Genomic DNA, 14,744 nt, shown 5'->3' with positions numbered 1-14,744 from the left:
CCCATGACGCTGAAGAAGCTGGAGCTCTCGGTCGGCGAGCTGGCCCAGCGAGCTGGGATCGCCCCGTCGGCGGTCCGCTTCTACGAGGACCAGGGCCTGATCTTCAGCCGGCGCACCTCCGGGAACCAGCGCCGGTATCACCGGGCGATGCTGCGGCGCGTCGCATTCATCCGCGCGTCGCAGGTCGCCGGGATTCCGCTGTCGGTCATCGGCGAGGTGCTCGCCGAACTGGGCGACCACGAGTCGCCCCCGAAGTCGATGTGGGAAGCGGCGTCGAAACGCTGGATGGACGACATCAACCAACGCATCGCACTGCTCGAGAACATGCGGGACATGATCGGGTCCTGCGTGGGTTGCGGTTGCCTGTCGCTCGGGGAGTGCCATCTCCTCAACCCCGGCGACGAACTGAACAATCTCGGCCCGGGGCCGCGGCGACTCCTCACCGAGCAGTAGCCGTCTCCGCCAGTTGCGATGTCGGGGAGCAGAACAGGCGGCGGTACTGTTGGCCCATGGCTCGACCGTCGCGCGTGGCGCTGGCTCTGGGAAGTGGCGGCGCCCGCGGTTACGCGCACATCGGGGTGATCGCCGAACTCGAGGCGCGGGGGTTCGAGATCGTCACCGTCGCCGGCTCGTCGATGGGTGCTCTCGTCGGCGGGTTGTATTGCGCGGGGAAACTCGACGACTACGTGGACTGGATCTCGGGTCTGTCCCAGCTCGACGTCGTCCGGTTGCTCGACGTCTCGCTGACCAAGCCGGGCGTCATCGGGGCCGAGCGGATCCTGCTGCGGGTGCGGGAGATCCTCGGAGACACCGCGATCGAGGACCTGCCCGTCCCGTTCACCGCGGTCGCCACCGATCTGAACGCCGGCCGCGCGGTCTGGTTCCAGCGCGGTGTCCTCGCCGACGCCCTGCGTGCGTCGATCGCGATCCCGGGCGTCATCAGCCCGCACGAGCACGGTGGGCGGCTGCTGGCCGACGGCGGGATTCTCGACCCGCTGCCGGTGGCGCCCACCTCGACGGTGCCCAGCGATGTGACCATCGGCGTCATCATCGGTTCCGACGGTGGCCCGGAAGCGGGCGCCACGCGCGAACAGAAGGCCAGGGGACTGCTGCGGCGCAACGTGGCGCCGATCCTCGACAACGAGTTCATCCGCGCGGTCCGCGACCGGCTCGGCCACGAGATGCCCTCGGAGGAGGCAGCGGCGTCCGATGCGGCGGTGGCCGCCACCGGTGGCGACGCCGTCGCGGTCGATGCCGCGGCCGAGCCCGGCTCCGTCCCGTCCGCCGAACGGGTGGCGCCCGCGTTCGGCGTCGACGAACCGGCCCGGATGGGACGCGTGGAGGTGCTGAGCCGGTCGCTCGACATCATGCAGGAGGCCCTGACCCGCTACCAGGTCGCCGGCTATCCGCCCGACGTGCTGATCCGGGTACCCCGCCGGACGGTCCGCACGCTCGACTTCCACAAGGCCTCGGAGATGATCGAGCTCGGCCGGACCCTCACCGCGCGGGCCCTCGACGACCTCCCCGAGCTGCCATGAGGCAGATCCCCCGCGGCATCTGGGTGCTGCTGTCGGCGAACGTCGTCATCGCACTCGGATACGGGTTCATCGCGCCCGCGCTGCCGACCTTCGCCCGCACCTTCAACGTCTCGTTCACCGCCGCGACCGCGGTCATCTCGGCGTTCGCGGTGATGCGCCTGGCGTTCGCGCCCGCAACGGGACGGTTGGTCACCGTCTTCGGCGAGCGGCGCATCTACCTGACCGGTCTGCTGATCGTCGCGGCCAGCACTCTGGCGTGCGCGTTCGCCCAGTCCTACTGGCAGCTGCTGATCTTCCGCGGTCTCGGCGGCATCGGGTCGACGATGTTCAGCATCTCGGCGATGGCCTTGCTGATCCGTATGGCGCCGAGCGACATTCGCGGTCGCGTGTCGGGCTTCTTCTCGGCGGGGTTCCTCATCGGCAGCATCACCGGTCCGCTCATCGGGGCGGCGCTGGTCGGCTTCGGACTCCGGGTCCCGTTCGTGGTGTACGCGGTCGCGCTGCTCGTCGCGTCGACGGTGGTGGCCACCCAGTTGCGGGAAGTGATCGCGCCGGATCAGGCCGACGGCCCGACGGGCGGGCTGATCGGTTTCCGGACCGCCTTGCGCGACAGCGCCTACCGGGCGATCCTCGCGTCCAACTTCACCCAGGGCTGGGCGTCGATGGGGGTCCGGGTCGCGGTGGTGCCGCTGTTCATCACCGAGAGTCTCGGTGCCGGAGCGGGAATGGCGGGAATCGTGCTGGCGATCTACGCCGCGGGCAACGTGCTGGCGATCCTGATCGCGGGCCGTCTGTCGGACCGGTTCGGACGGCGACCCATCATGCTGCCCGGACTCGTCATCACCGTCGTCGCCACCATCGCGCTCGGGTTCTCGCCGAACGTGGGCGTCGCACTGGCGTTGTCGGTGGTCGCCGGGGTGGGCTCGGGACTGTTCGCACCCACCCATCAAGCCGCTCTCGCCGACGTCCTCGGCAACCGTCAGCAAGGCGGTTCGGCGCTGGCCGCCTACGGCATGTCGTCGGACCTCGGTGCCGTCACCGGTCCGGTCATCGTCGGATTCGTCGCCGATCGGGTCGGCTTCGGGCCGGCGTTCGTGCTGACCGGGGTGGTGGCCGCGGTGGCGCTGGTCCTGTGGATCTTCGCGCGCGAGACCGCGCCGGTGATCGTGGGCGACGGTCCGACGATGACGCCGACCGACACGAAGGCCCGCGCAGACGATGAGTGATGTGCGCGGGCGGACGACGAATTACGGTTGAGCGATGACCGCGCCCGCCTACGACTACGCCCTCGGCGCCGACTCGGAGGTCGGCACCCTGCGAGCGGTCATGCTGCACCGCCCGGGCGACGAGTTGCGCCGGCTCACCCCGCGTAACAGCGACCAGCTCCTGTTCGACGGGCTGCCGTGGGTCGGGCGTGCGCAGGAGGAGCACGACGCCTTCGCAGAGGTGCTGCGCGAGCGGGGAATCGACGTCTATCTCCTCGGTGACCTGCTCGCCGAGACCATCGCGCACAGCGGTGCGGCCCGCATCCAGGGCATCGCCGCGGCGGTGAGCGCGCGGCGGCTGGGCACACACCTCGCGGAAGATCTCGCGACCCATCTGCGAGGGTTGTCGCCGACCGACCTCGCGTACGTGCTGACGGCCGGCATGACGTTCGACGAGCTGCCGATCACACCCTCTGCCGAGCGGTCCTCGCTCGTGCGTCGGATGCACCACGGACCCGAGTTCGCGATCGAACCGCTGCCGAATCTGCTGTTCACCCGCGACAGTTCGTTCTGGATCGGCGGCCGGTTCGCGATCACCTCGCTCGCGCTTCCCGCCCGCGCGCGGGAGACGTCACTGACCGATCTCATCTACGCCCACCACCCGCGATTCACCGGGGCGCGGCGGGCCTACGAATCGCAGGTCGCGCCCATCGAAGGCGGTGACGTGCTGTTGCTCGCCGCCGGTGTGGTGGCCGTCGGGGTCGGCGAACGGACGACGCCCGCCGGGGCGGAAGCACTGGCGCGCAGTCTGTTCGACGACCACCTGGCGCACACAGTGCTGGCGGTGCCGATCGAGCAGTCGCGCGCCTTCATGCACCTCGACACCGTCTGCACGATGGTCGACACCGACGCCGTGGTGATGTATCCCAACATCCGCGACACCATGTCCGCATTCACCCTCGTGCACGACGCCGCGACCGACGCGGTCCGGATCACCGGGGAGCGGCCCTTCGTCGACGCCGCCGCCGAGGCGATGGGCATCACCAAGCTGCGTGTCATCGACACCGGGCTCGATCCGGTGACGGCCGAGCGGGAGCAGTGGGACGACGGCAACAACACCCTCGCCCTCGCGCCCGGGGTGGTGGTGTCCTACAACCGGAACGTCGAGACCAACCGGCGACTCCGGGACTCGGGCATCGAGGTCATCGAGATCGAGGGTCGGGAACTGGGATCGGGCCGCGGTGGGCCGCGGTGCATGTCGTGTCCGTTGGCCCGTGATCCCCGGTGAGGAGGAGTATCCGGTGACCCCCGACACCCCGGTGGCGCTCGACGCACTGCAGATCGACCCGGCCTCCGACCGGCCGCCCTTCGAGCAAGTACGAGTCGGCATCATCGAGCTCATCGAGTCCGGCGAACTGTTCAGCGGCGAGCGTCTGCCGACGGTCCGGGCGCTAGCCTCGCGGCTCGGCGTGGCCGCCAACACGGTCGCGCGGAGCTATCGGGAACTCGAGGCGGCCGGCGTCATCGAGACCCGCGGGCGGCAGGGCTCGTTCATCAAGGCGGGTCGCCACGATGCGCTCGACGCGGGTTTCGCGGCTGCCAAGCAGTACGTCGAAACCGCTCGCGAGCTGGGCCTGGACGATCCCGTGATCGTTGAGATACTCAACCGTGCGCTCGGGCGAACTTGAATACCCGAACCGAGATTGATTGGCTTGACGAATGACAAGTGAACAGGATGTGATCACCGGGCGTCCGAAGCAGACACTGGACCCGGTGGTCTTCACGGTCACCGCGGTACTGGTCATCGCGTTCGTGATCTGGGGGATCGGGGACAAGGAGAGTCTCAACACGACGACCACCGAGGTGCTGGGTTGGATCACCAAGAACCTCGGCTGGCTGTTCATCCTCTCCGCCACTGGCTTCGTGATCTTCGCGGTGTTCCTCGCCGTGTCCAAGTACGGCCGGATTCCGCTCGGCCGCACCGGGGAGAAGCCGCAGTTCCGCACCGTGAGCTGGATCGCGATGATGTTCAGTGCCGGCATGGGCATCGGCCTCATGTTCTTCGGTGCCTACGAGCCGCTCTACCACTTCGCCAGTCCGCCACCGGAGATCGGCTCCGACGACATCCGCGCGGCCATGGCGACGACGATGTTCCACTGGGGTTTCCACCCGTGGGCCATGTACGCGGTCGTCGGGCTGGCGCTGGCCTACAGCACGTACCGGCTGGGCCGGACCCAGTTGATGAGCGCGGTGTTCACCCGGCTCCTCGGACCGCGGGTGGCCAACGGCCCGGGCGGGAAGATCATCGACATCCTCGCGATCTTCGCGACGCTGTTCGGGACGGTGGCATCACTCGGCCTCGGCGCGCTGCAGATCGGATCGGGACTCGACACCCTCGGTTGGGTCAACGAGCCGACGAAGATGCTGCTGGTCGCGATCATCGCCATCCTCACCGCCGCGTTCGTCGCGTCGGCCGTGTCGGGGATCGCGCGCGGCATCCAGTGGCTGTCCAACATCAACATGGTGCTCGCCATCGTGCTGGCACTGTTCGTGTTCGTCGTCGGACCGACGATCTTCATCCTGAACCTGCTGCCGACGACCCTCGGCGCCTACTTCACCGATCTGACGAGCTTCGCAGCCCGCTCGGACGCCACGATCATGACCGAGGAGGGTCATCAGTGGCTGGCGGACTGGACGATCTTCTACTGGGCATGGTGGGTGTCCTGGACCCCGTTCGTGGGTCTGTTCCTCGCGAAGATCAGCCGCGGCCGCACCATCCGCGAGTTCGTGATCGGTGTGATGGTGGTACCCACGACGGTCTCGCTGGTCTGGTTCTGCGTCTTCGGCGGTACCGCGATCCATCAGGACATCGAGGGCACCCTGGCGTTCGATCCGGCCACCGCGGCCAGTGAGAGCACGCTGTTCGACGTGCTCGCCCACCTGCCGTGGACCGGGGTGGCCTCGGCGCTGGTGATGATCCTGGTCGGCATCTTCTTCGTCTCCGGCGCCGACTCCGCGTCCCTCGTGATGGGCACTCTCTCGCAGCGCGGCGTCGAACACCCGTCGCGTCCCCTCACCGTGTTCTGGGGTGTGCTGACCGGTGTCGTGGCTGCGCTGCTGCTGGCCATCAGCGGCGACGACGCCCTCGACGGCATCAAGACGATGGCGATCATCGCCGCGTTGCCGTTCGTCGTGGTGATGATCGGCATGTGTCTGTCGCTCTATCTCGACCTCCGACACGATCCGCTGATCGTCTCCCGCCACGTGCTGACCGCTCAGGTCGACGAGCATGTCCGGGACCAGGCCAACGCCATCGCGACCGGGGAGCTCGAGGCGATCGATGCCGACGCGATACGCCACCTCGAGAAGATCGACCCCGACTACGTCGACCAGGCAAACTGATCGGACCCCGCCGAGCCGACGGTCGACCCGGGGCCGGACGACGAGCCTCGGGACAAGGGCACTCACGGCACCGACCGGTTGACCGGACCGACGGTGTGACAACCCCCACCGGGGTCGGCAACCGATCCCGGTGGGTGAGTCGTCGTCGGGTCGGTGGGTCCTCAGCCCTGTCCGACCGCCCCGGCGAGCGCTGTGCCGAAGGTCTTCGCGGTCGCCCGGTCGAGCCGGGAGGTGGTGACGCGCAGACCATTTCGCTGCTCGGCCCCGTCGACGGCGAATACCGTCCCGGGTTGCACGGCCCACCCCAGGCGCGCCAGTTCGACGCCGACCCGCTCCGCGGGCACCTCGGGCGGAAGATCGACCCACACGTTGATCCCGTCGGGCGGTCCCATGGTCGACGCCACCCCCCGGGCATCGAGCACGTCGATGAGAAGTCGTGTGCGACGGGCGTATTCGAGGCGTGCGGTGGCGATGAGCTCGGTCGTCGCCGGATCGGTGAGCAGGTGCGCCGCGGTGGTCTGCAGCAGGTGGCTGACCCAGGGGCGGCCGGAACGCAGCCGGGCGTCGAGCGCGGCGGCCGTGGTCGGGTCGGCATCGACGAGCGCGACCCGCAGATCCGGACCCAGGAATTTCGCGACGGACCGGACGACCGCCCAGTGTCGGCTGTTGTCCGGGATCACCCGCTGATAGTCGCGAACCGACAGGAGTGAGAAGTGGTCGTCTTCGATGACGAGCACCTCGGGGTATCGCTCGAGAACCGTGCGTAGTTCATCGGCACGAGCCGCGGAGAGGGCGATCCCGCCGGGGTTGTGACCGCGGCAGGTGACGATGACCGCTCGGGCGCCCGCACCGAGCGCCCGCGCCAGATGATCGGGGCGCATGCCGTGCTCGTCGAGCTCCATGGGGAGCGCGCGGTACCCGTTGACGCGGATCGTGCCGACGCTGGCGAGGAAGCACGGATTCTCCACTGCGACGCAGTCGCCGCGGACGAGGTGGGTGTTCAGCAGCCGCTCCATCGCGTCGACGGCTCCGTGGGTCGCGATGAGTTCCCCCCGTTGCGGGTGCTCCCCGAACAGCACCGACGCCGCCTCCCGCAGTGCCGGCGCCACCGCGGCGGTTCCGTACATCGTCGGTCGGTAGGGGGCCGCGGCGATCGCGGCGCGCAGGTCGGGCAGGAGATCGGGATCGGGATTGCCATCGGCGAGGTCGATGGTGTCCGCGGGAGCGGCGAGTTCACTGCCGGGGTGGAGCCGGTCGGCGACCACCGTTCCGCCCCGGCCGCGGGTGTCCGCGGCGCCCACCGAGACGAGCTGCCGGTACGCAGCGGCCACGGTGTTGCGGTTGACTCCCAACTCGGCTGCGAGTTCACGGATCGGCGGCAATGAGTCGCCCGGTCGCAGACGGCCGGAGACGATGGCGTCTCGCACGCTCTGGACGATGGCCTGCACCGTCTGCCCGGTGATCACGACGCTCACCACGACCTCCCTGCTGATCAAGATCACGTTCTTTTGTCCTAGGACAAATGCTACGGTGGTCGCACGGCACCGAGATCAGGAGTTGTGCGCCATGAACCGAAGTCCCGAATCCGCCCGTCCGACCTGGGGTCGCCAGGTTGCCTACTGGTACGGCGGGCGACTGCCCGCCTCGATGACGGAATGGGTCGGCAACGACCTCGCCGGTCCCGGTGCGTCCGTGCGGATGGTCGCCCGGTGGTCGATACCGTGCATCCTGCTCCTGCTGCCGATGTTGTTCGTCCCCGCCCCGTGGGGAGTGCGGATCACCATGACGATGCCGATCCTGCTGTCGTACCTGTTCTTCTCCATCGCCCTGAACCGGGTCTACCGTCGCTACCGACTGGTCCAGCACGGACTGGACCCCGAGCTCGTCAACGCCGTCGATCGTGTGAAGAACGCCGACCTGTACGCCGAGTACCACCGGAAATACCGCGGCGAGAACGGCCGGCCGGTGTCCGTCTCCCGGTAGGGGACCAGGCCGCGTCACGGTTGCTCAGCCCCAGCTCGGCAGCCAGATCTGCTGCCGCCACAGGCCGGGCGAGATCGGGGAAGCGGTGAGGATCGGCCACAACCACACGAAGTTGGTGACGACCAGACCCACGTAGATCGCCACCACCATGATCGCGAGGGCCCGACGCTCGGGCCGGGCGCGGGCGGTCGCCGCGGCCGAACGCAGCAGGTCGCCGCAGCACAGCGCGAGGCCCATCACCAGGAACGGCGCCAGCACGGTCGCATAGAAGAAGTACATCTGCCGGTCCAGGGCGAGGAACCACGGCAGGATCCCGGCGAGGTAGCCGACCAGGACCGCCGCGTACCGCCAGTCACGCCGCACGATCCACGACCACAGTCCCCACAGCAGCATCGGCAAGGCCAGCCACCAGAGAGCCGGTGACCCGATCAGCATCTGCGCGCGCACGCACTCGCCCGCGCCGCACTGGTCGGGACCGTTCTCGAGCGCGTAGAGCATGGGGCGCAGGCTCATCGGCCACGTCCACGGCTTGGACTCCCACGGATGCTGGTTGCCCGCCGAATTGGTCAGCCCCGAATGGAATTCGAGGATTCCCGACTCGTAGTACCACAGCGATCGCCAGGCGCCCGGGACCCAGGCGAACGGTCCGTCGGGGCCGATCGTGTTGCCCACCTGATAGCGGTAGACGGCCGTCTCGCTGTTGAACCAGGGCAGGTAGGTCAGGAAGTAGATGACGACCGGCATCACCGCGAGGCTCGCGCCGCTCGGCACGACGTCGCGCACCAGGGTGCCCACCCAGGGGCGTTGCACGTGGTACGCCCGGCGGGCGGCCACATCGAGGCCGATCGCCAGTGCGGTGAAGAAGATGACGTAGTAGATGCCCGACCACTTGGTGCCGCAGTTGAGCCCCAGCATCACGCCGGCGACGAACCGGTACCACCGGAAGCCGAGGCGCGGCCCGAAGGGACTGTCGGCGATCCGGCCCTCGCGGTACACGCGGTCCATACGCTCCCGCACCTGGTCGCGGTCGGCGACGAGCGCGGCGAAGGTGGCCACGATGAACAGCGTCTGGAAGATGTCGAGCATGCCCATCCGGGACTGCACGAACAGCACGCCGTCGCAGATCGCGAACACACCCGCGATCGCTCCGACTAGCGTCGAACGCGTGAGCCGCCGAACCGCACAGTAGATCAACACGACGATGAGGACGCCCGAGATGGCCGGTGCGACGCGCCATCCGAGCGGTCCGTAACCGAAGACCGCTTCCGAGGCGGCCAGCATCCACTTGCCGACCGGCGGATGCACGACGAGGCCGTACGCCGGGTTGTCCTCGATCCAGTTGCCGCCGGTCAGCACCTGCCAGCCCTGCGGGACGTAGTGCTTCTCGTCGAAGACCGGCGTGCCCTTGTCGGTGGGGTGGGTCAGGGCCCAGAAGCGGGTGATGGTGGCCAGCAATGCGATGACCACGCCGACGAGGAGTCCACGCCCGCGGTCGGGGGCACCGAAGAGCGGTGCGGGCACGTCCGGGCCCAGGCGAGGTGGCACCCGATCGATCCTAGTGGTCCCTCGTAAGCTGGCTGTCGATGAACGCCGCCCAGTCCGACTCGCCCCAGCTCGACGACGATACGACCGTGTCTCGTGACGCCACCGGGGACGCCGATCCCGGTCCAGCTCACTCGTCGGACGCGCGCGGCCGGCTGGTGTTGGCGGCCACCCCGATGGGACAGGTCGACGACGCCTCGCCGCGTCTGCGTGCGGCGCTGCGGACCGCGGACATCGTCGCCGCCGAGGACACCCGTCGCGCCCGTGCGCTGGCCGCGGCGCTCGATGTCGAGATCGGCGGGCGGTTGGTCAGCTATTACGACCAGGTCGAGGCCGCCCGTACGCCGGGTCTCGTCAGCGCGATCGCCGAGGGGCAGACCGTACTGCTCATCACCGACGCCGGGATGCCGTCGGTCAGCGATCCCGGATACCGCGTCGTCGTGGCATGCGCGGACGCCGGACTACCGGTCACGGCACTGCCCGGACCGTCGGCGGTGACGACGGCCCTCGCGGTGTCGGCACTGCCCTCCGAGCGGTTCTGTTTCGAAGGGTTCGCTCCCCGCAAGCCCGGCGCCCGGGCCGCGTGGCTGCGCGAACTGGTGTCCCAGCCCCGGACCGCGGTCTTCTTCGAATCGCCGCACCGGCTCGCCGACACGCTGGCGGCCGCGGCCGAGATCCTCGGTCCGGACCGTCGCGCGGCGGTGTGCCGTGAGATGACCAAGACCTACGAGGAGGTCCGGCGCGGCGGACTCGCCGAACTCGCGGAATGGGCGAGTGGGGGCGTCCGCGGCGAGATCACCGTCGTGATCGCGGGTGCGGTCGCGGCCGAACCCGACATCGACGACCTCGCCGATCGAGCCGAGGAACTCGTGGCCGGCGGCATGCGCCTCAAAGACGCCTGCGCCGCGGTCACGCAGGGTTCCGCTGCCTCTCGACGCGACGTCTACCAGCAGGTGCTCGAAAGACGTCGAGCTGATCCGGGCTGACGCGCAACTCCACCCGCGGCGCGAGGCGGTAGGGGCGGCTCGAGACGAGCGCGCCGACCACCCGGCGCAGCCGCGACAGTTCGGCGCGCACGCTCACCGTGTGGCCGTCGTCGCCGAAGAGCAGCTGGCTCAACCGCTGTGAGGTGAGGCCATGCTCGCCGGCGTCGGCGAGCAACAGCAGGATCTGGGCGTGGCGACGGGTCAGGACGGTGCGCCACGGTTCACCGTCGCCGGTCACCGTGACCGTCGGCTCACCGTCGAGGGAGAGCTCGGCCAGGACCGGGCCGGACGGACCCGCCGGACGCACCAGCCATCCGCGGCCGAGACGTTCGACCACACAGATCCCCAGTCCCGGCACGAACTGACGCATGTCGTCCGTCGGGACCGCGACGCGCACGGGCGGGGTGCAGCCGCGGCCTTCGGCCACCCACCCGTCGTCGTCGATGAGCAGTCCCGGTCCGTGCAGGCCGGCCAACTGCGCCTGGCCGGAAAACCGGAGTTCGGCGAGCTCTCGCTGGTGGGCGAGGGTGATCTCGTGTTCGCCGAGTGCGGCCAGCGCCGAGGTGAACGCCGATGCCGCCGGCTGCATCTCCATGGCCGGGCCCGCCAGGCCGGCGATGGCGATCATGTCGCCGGTGCGGTGGTCGTGCACCGGCACCGCGGTGCAGAAGAGTCCGTGCAGCGAACTGTAGTAGTGCTCGGCGCCGAACAACCGGGTCGGGCGCTGGAGATGAACCGCGAGGCCCACGGCCGTGGTCGCGGTGGAGTTCTCGTCCCAGCGGCTGCCCTCGACGAGGTCGAGTCGATCGGCCTCCGGGAGAACCGACGCCGAACCTCCCCGCCACAGCAGCACGCCGTCCGCGTCGAACACGCCCAGGGTCATCGATGCGTCGTCCGCCGACTGGGCGAACAGACGCTGCAGCGGCTGCACCGCGTCCCGTAGCGGGTGCGCGGCCCGGCGTGTCTCGAGTTCGTCGTCGGAGATGTGGCCCGGATCGTGCGTGTCGACGGTGGACCGGTGTCGACCCGACCGGACACGACCCCATGATTCGACGACATCCCCCGGGACCTCGGCACGCGGGGTGCCGCCCGACATGAAGGCATCGTGGTCACGGCGCAGATCACGATCGAGCACCGCGAGATCGGTGGACGACCGGATGGGCACAGTCATGGCGGAATCGTACCCAAAGCGGCACTCGATCATGCCGATCCGCGCGACCCCACGATGCTCGCGGCCTTGTCGAGGCACTCCTGCCATTCCCGGGCCGGGTCGGAATCGATGGTGATCCCACCGCCGACACCGAGGGCGAGGGCCCCGTCGGGTGCGATCTCCACGGTCCGGATGGCGACGTTGAGGTCGAGGGCGCGGTCGGGTCCGGCCATGCCGATGGCCCCGCAGTACACGCCGCGAGCATCGGCCTCCCAGTCGTCGAGGAGTTCCATCGCCCGCAGCTTCGGGGTGCCGGTGACCGACGCCGGCGGGAACGTCGCCGCGAGAACGGCGTCGTTGCCCGTGCCCGGTGCCACGATGGCCTCCACCCGCGAGACGAGGTGCCAGACGCCCGGGGCGGGCACGACCGACAGGAGCTCGGGTACCCGCACGCTGCCGGTCACCGCGATGCGTCCCAGATCGTTGCGGACCAGGTCGACGATCATGATGTTCTCGGCGATGTCCTTGGCCGACGCCGCCAACGCGTCGGGGTCGGCGTGCGCGGGCAGGGTGCCCTTGATCGGCGACGACGTGATGATGTTGCCGGTCCGGCGCAGGAACGTCTCCGGCGACAGGCTCGCCACTGTTCCCCAGTCACCTTGTAGGAAAGCGGCTTTCGCCGGTGCGGTGGCGCCCGCGAGTTCGGTGAAGAAGTCGACGGGGTCGCCGCTGAGCGTTCCGGTGAAGCGGGTGCACACACAGGCCTGGTAGACCTCGCCGTCCCGGATCGCGTCGAGGCATCTCGCGATGGCGGCGAGGTGCGGAACCCGCTCGGGGGCATGCCATTCCGTCGCCGACAGTGGGGTGGTGGCGCTCGGCCGGGCCGAGGAACGGTCGCCGGCGGCACGGATGGTCGCCGTCACCCAGTCGGGGATGCCGGTGCCGACGGACTCCCATCGGCCGTCGCGGAGCACGAGCACGCCGTCGGTGTGCCCGCCGACGTTCGCCGGCAACGGCGCCTCGTCCGGACGCACCGGGAACCCGAGGTAGCCGAACCAGAACCGGTCGGGATCGTCGGGCGGGAGGCAGCCGGGCGTCAGCGCGACCGACGGTGCGATGACCGCGTCGGCGTCGTACCAGTCACCGATCAGCGCGGCGGGCGGCGGCAGGCGGCGGGCGGCGGTCTCGGCGTGCAGGGCGCGGAGCACGTCGAGCGCCGGCGCTGCCGCAACCGGGCCGGGCAACGCAGATCCCACCCCGTTCGACGCGACCATACGGAGTGTGCGAGGTCAGTTCTCGTATCGCGGGAACACCGGAGTCGGCTTCGGCAGCACGGTTCCCGGTTCCAGCCGGGTGGCGACCGCGGTGAACTGACGATCGACGTCGGCGACGAGCAGATCGAGGATCTTGTTGGACGACTCCGGCATGACCGGCTGGCTCAGGAGTGCGACGATGCGCACGACCTCGGCGCAGACATAGAGAACCGTGCCGGTGCGCTCGAGGTCGGTCTTGGCCAGCTTCCACGGTTCCTGCGCCGAGATGTACCGGTTGGTCTCGGCCAGCGTCGCCCACAGGGTCTCCAGCGCCAGGTGGATGGCCTGGTTGTCGATGTGGGCCCGCACGGCGTCGAGCAGGGAGTCGGCACGCGCGAGGAGCGCGGTGTCGACGTCGGTCAGTTCGCCCGGTGCCGGCAGGGTGCCGTCGAAATATTTGCCGATCATCGACAAGGTGCGCTGGGTCAGGTTGCCGAACTCGTTGGCCAGGTCGGCGTTGATACGCGACACGATCGCCTCGGCGGAGTACGAACCGTCCTGTCCGTAGGACACCTCACGGAGGAAGAAGAACCGCACCGGGTCGAGCCCGAACTCGTCGATGAGGTTCTCCGGGTCGACGACGTTGCCGACCGATTTGCTCATCTTCTCGCCCTTGTTGAACAGGAACCCGTGCGCGAACACCCGCTTCGGCAGTTCGACGCCCGCACTCATCAGGAACGCGGGCCAGTAGACACAGTGGAACCGGATGATGTCCTTGCCGATGATGTGCAGGTCGGCCGGCCAGAACCGCGCGAAGGCTTCCGGGTCGTCGACGAATCCGACGCCCGTGAGGTAGTTGGTCAGGGCGTCGACCCACACGTACATGACGTGTTCGGGATGGCCGGGCACCGGGACGCCCCAATCGAAGGTCGTGCGCGACACCGACAGATCGGTGAGACCGCCCTTGACGAAACTGATGACCTCGTTGCGCCGGACGTCGGGGCCGACGAAGTCCGGCTGGGACTCGTAGAGCTCCAGGAGTTTGTCCTGGTATGCCGAGAGGCGGAAGAAATAGGTCTCCTCCTCGGTCCAGGTGAGCACGTGTCCGGTGTCGGTCGCGACGCGGTCGCCGGACTCGTCGACCCGGGTGTCCGCCTCGGCGTAGAAGGTCTCGTCGCGGACGTCGTACCAGCCCGAGTACTTGTCCAGGTAGATGTCGCCGCGGTCGCTCATCCGCTTCCACAGTTCCTCCGACGCCCGCTTGTGGTCCTCGTCGGAGGTGCGGATGAAGCGTTCGAAGCTGGACCCGAGGCGTTCCTGCAGGGCCTGGAATCGGTCGGAGTTCCGCTTGGCCAGTTCCGCGGTGGGGATGCCCTCCGCGGCGGCGGTCTGCTGCATCTTCTGCCCGTGGACGTCGGTGCCGGTCAGGAACCGGACGTCGAACCCGTCGAGCCGCTTGAACCGCGCGAGTGCGTCGGCGGAGATGTACTCGTAGGCGTGCCCGATGTGCGGAGCGCCGTTGGGGTAGGCGATCGCGGTGGTGATGTAGTACGGGCGTCCGCCGCCGTGGGACGCGCCGGACGGATCAGGGCTGGTCAGATCGGGTGCCATAGTGCCCAACAGACTACCGACCGCGCGCGACCGGACCCAATTCCGGTCCGGCCGATTCGGTCGGTTCACACCCA

13 protein-coding genes are annotated in these 14,744 nt (G+C 69.1%); 8 read left to right on the top strand and 5 right to left on the bottom strand.

Annotation, left to right across the window (positions count from 1 at the left end; all coding sequences use genetic code 11):
- The first annotated feature begins 3 nt into the window (after positions 1–3).
- The 6 genes from soxR to M4D77_RS21050 are packed head-to-tail and all read left to right on the top strand — an operon-like array spanning position 4 to position 6,145.
- Complete coding sequence (soxR, locus tag M4D77_RS21075; RefSeq protein ID WP_058251464.1) at positions 4–453, top strand: redox-sensitive transcriptional activator SoxR; 450 nt, start codon at positions 4–6, stop codon at positions 451–453.
- Between the two features lie 56 nt (positions 454–509).
- Positions 510–1,538, top strand: a complete 1,029-nt coding sequence (locus tag M4D77_RS21070; protein WP_259937300.1) for a patatin-like phospholipase family protein — start codon at positions 510–512, stop codon at positions 1,536–1,538.
- Entirely contained in the window at positions 1,535–2,764 is a 1,230-nt protein-coding gene (locus M4D77_RS21065; RefSeq protein ID WP_058251462.1) for an MFS transporter, read from the top strand. Before M4D77_RS21070 ends, M4D77_RS21065 begins: the two co-directional genes overlap by 4 nt.
- A 34-nt stretch (positions 2,765–2,798) precedes the next feature.
- On the top strand, positions 2,799–4,031 hold the full coding sequence (locus M4D77_RS21060) for an arginine deiminase (protein WP_058251461.1): 1,233 nt from the start codon (positions 2,799–2,801) through the stop codon (positions 4,029–4,031).
- Between the two features lie 13 nt (positions 4,032–4,044).
- The gene (locus M4D77_RS21055; protein ID WP_259937299.1) at positions 4,045–4,431 is read left to right on the top strand and encodes a GntR family transcriptional regulator; all 387 of its coding nucleotides are present in this window, start codon (positions 4,045–4,047) and stop codon (positions 4,429–4,431) included.
- 31 nt (positions 4,432–4,462) lie between these two features.
- Entirely contained in the window at positions 4,463–6,145 is a 1,683-nt protein-coding gene (locus M4D77_RS21050) for a BCCT family transporter (RefSeq protein ID WP_259937298.1), read from the top strand.
- Between the two features lie 161 nt (positions 6,146–6,306).
- Here the strand turns inward: M4D77_RS21050 and M4D77_RS21045 are convergent, their stop codons facing one another.
- Positions 6,307–7,620 (bottom strand): aminotransferase class I/II-fold pyridoxal phosphate-dependent enzyme, encoded by a 1,314-nt coding sequence (locus M4D77_RS21045; protein ID WP_078112218.1) that lies wholly within the window; start codon positions 7,618–7,620, stop codon positions 6,307–6,309.
- A 91-nt stretch (positions 7,621–7,711) separates the two neighbouring features.
- On the opposite strand from M4D77_RS21045, the gene M4D77_RS21040 reads away from it, so the two are divergent.
- Complete coding sequence (locus M4D77_RS21040; protein ID WP_068972385.1) at positions 7,712–8,128, top strand: DUF5313 domain-containing protein; 417 nt, start codon at positions 7,712–7,714, stop codon at positions 8,126–8,128.
- A gap of 24 nt (positions 8,129–8,152) precedes the next feature.
- Here M4D77_RS21040 and M4D77_RS21035 read toward each other — a convergent pair whose 3' ends face one another.
- On the bottom strand, positions 8,153–9,682 hold the full coding sequence (locus tag M4D77_RS21035) for a glycosyltransferase family 39 protein (RefSeq protein WP_211538257.1): 1,530 nt from the start codon (positions 9,680–9,682) through the stop codon (positions 8,153–8,155).
- A gap of 29 nt (positions 9,683–9,711) precedes the next feature.
- Here M4D77_RS21035 and rsmI point away from each other — a divergent pair, with 29 nt between their 5' ends.
- Positions 9,712–10,656, top strand: coding sequence for a 16S rRNA (cytidine(1402)-2'-O)-methyltransferase (gene rsmI / locus M4D77_RS21030; RefSeq protein WP_259937295.1), 945 nt, complete (start codon positions 9,712–9,714; stop codon positions 10,654–10,656).
- On the opposite strand, the gene M4D77_RS21025 is transcribed toward rsmI, so the two are convergent.
- The 3 genes from M4D77_RS21025 to metG are packed head-to-tail and all read right to left on the bottom strand — an operon-like array spanning position 10,580 to position 14,670.
- Positions 10,580–11,827, bottom strand: coding sequence for a helix-turn-helix domain-containing protein (locus tag M4D77_RS21025; protein WP_068972412.1), 1,248 nt, complete (start codon positions 11,825–11,827; stop codon positions 10,580–10,582). The genes rsmI and M4D77_RS21025 overlap by 77 nt on opposite strands.
- A 29-nt stretch (positions 11,828–11,856) precedes the next feature.
- Positions 11,857–13,080, bottom strand: a complete 1,224-nt coding sequence (locus M4D77_RS21020; RefSeq protein WP_058251455.1) for an aminodeoxychorismate synthase component I — start codon at positions 13,078–13,080, stop codon at positions 11,857–11,859.
- A gap of 15 nt (positions 13,081–13,095) precedes the next feature.
- Positions 13,096–14,670, bottom strand: a complete 1,575-nt coding sequence (metG, locus tag M4D77_RS21015; RefSeq protein WP_068972389.1) for a methionine--tRNA ligase — start codon at positions 14,668–14,670, stop codon at positions 13,096–13,098.
- Between the last annotated feature and the right edge of the window lie 74 nt (positions 14,671–14,744).

It is taken from the genome of Gordonia sp. p3-SID1431, assembly GCF_025143765.1.
GTDB classification, from domain to species: domain Bacteria; phylum Actinomycetota; class Actinomycetes; order Mycobacteriales; family Mycobacteriaceae; genus Gordonia; species Gordonia hongkongensis.
The sequence above is the reverse complement of the archived record's forward strand: the minus strand, read 5'-3'. Positions and strand labels throughout refer to the sequence as shown.

What these genes read in the sequence shown, in the direction of transcription:
- soxR (WP_058251464.1), top strand. Translation starts at nt 4, where the DNA reads ATGACGCTGAAGAAGCTGGAGCTCTCGGTCGGCGAGCTGGCCCAGCGA.
- M4D77_RS21070 (WP_259937300.1), top strand. Translation starts at nt 510, where the DNA reads ATGGCTCGACCGTCGCGCGTGGCGCTGGCTCTGGGAAGTGGCGGCGCC.
- M4D77_RS21065 (WP_058251462.1), top strand. Translation starts at nt 1,535, where the DNA reads ATGAGGCAGATCCCCCGCGGCATCTGGGTGCTGCTGTCGGCGAACGTC.
- M4D77_RS21060 (WP_058251461.1), top strand. Translation starts at nt 2,799, where the DNA reads ATGACCGCGCCCGCCTACGACTACGCCCTCGGCGCCGACTCGGAGGTC.
- M4D77_RS21050 (WP_259937298.1), top strand. Translation starts at nt 4,463, where the DNA reads ATGACAAGTGAACAGGATGTGATCACCGGGCGTCCGAAGCAGACACTG.
- M4D77_RS21040 (WP_068972385.1), top strand. Translation starts at nt 7,712, where the DNA reads ATGAACCGAAGTCCCGAATCCGCCCGTCCGACCTGGGGTCGCCAGGTT.
- rsmI (WP_259937295.1), top strand. Translation starts at nt 9,712, where the DNA reads ATGAACGCCGCCCAGTCCGACTCGCCCCAGCTCGACGACGATACGACC.
- M4D77_RS21025 (WP_068972412.1), bottom strand. Translation starts at nt 11,827, where the DNA reads ATGACTGTGCCCATCCGGTCGTCCACCGATCTCGCGGTGCTCGATCGT.
- M4D77_RS21020 (WP_058251455.1), bottom strand. Translation starts at nt 13,080, where the DNA reads ATGGTCGCGTCGAACGGGGTGGGATCTGCGTTGCCCGGCCCGGTTGCG.
- metG (WP_068972389.1), bottom strand. Translation starts at nt 14,670, where the DNA reads ATGGCACCCGATCTGACCAGCCCTGATCCGTCCGGCGCGTCCCACGGC.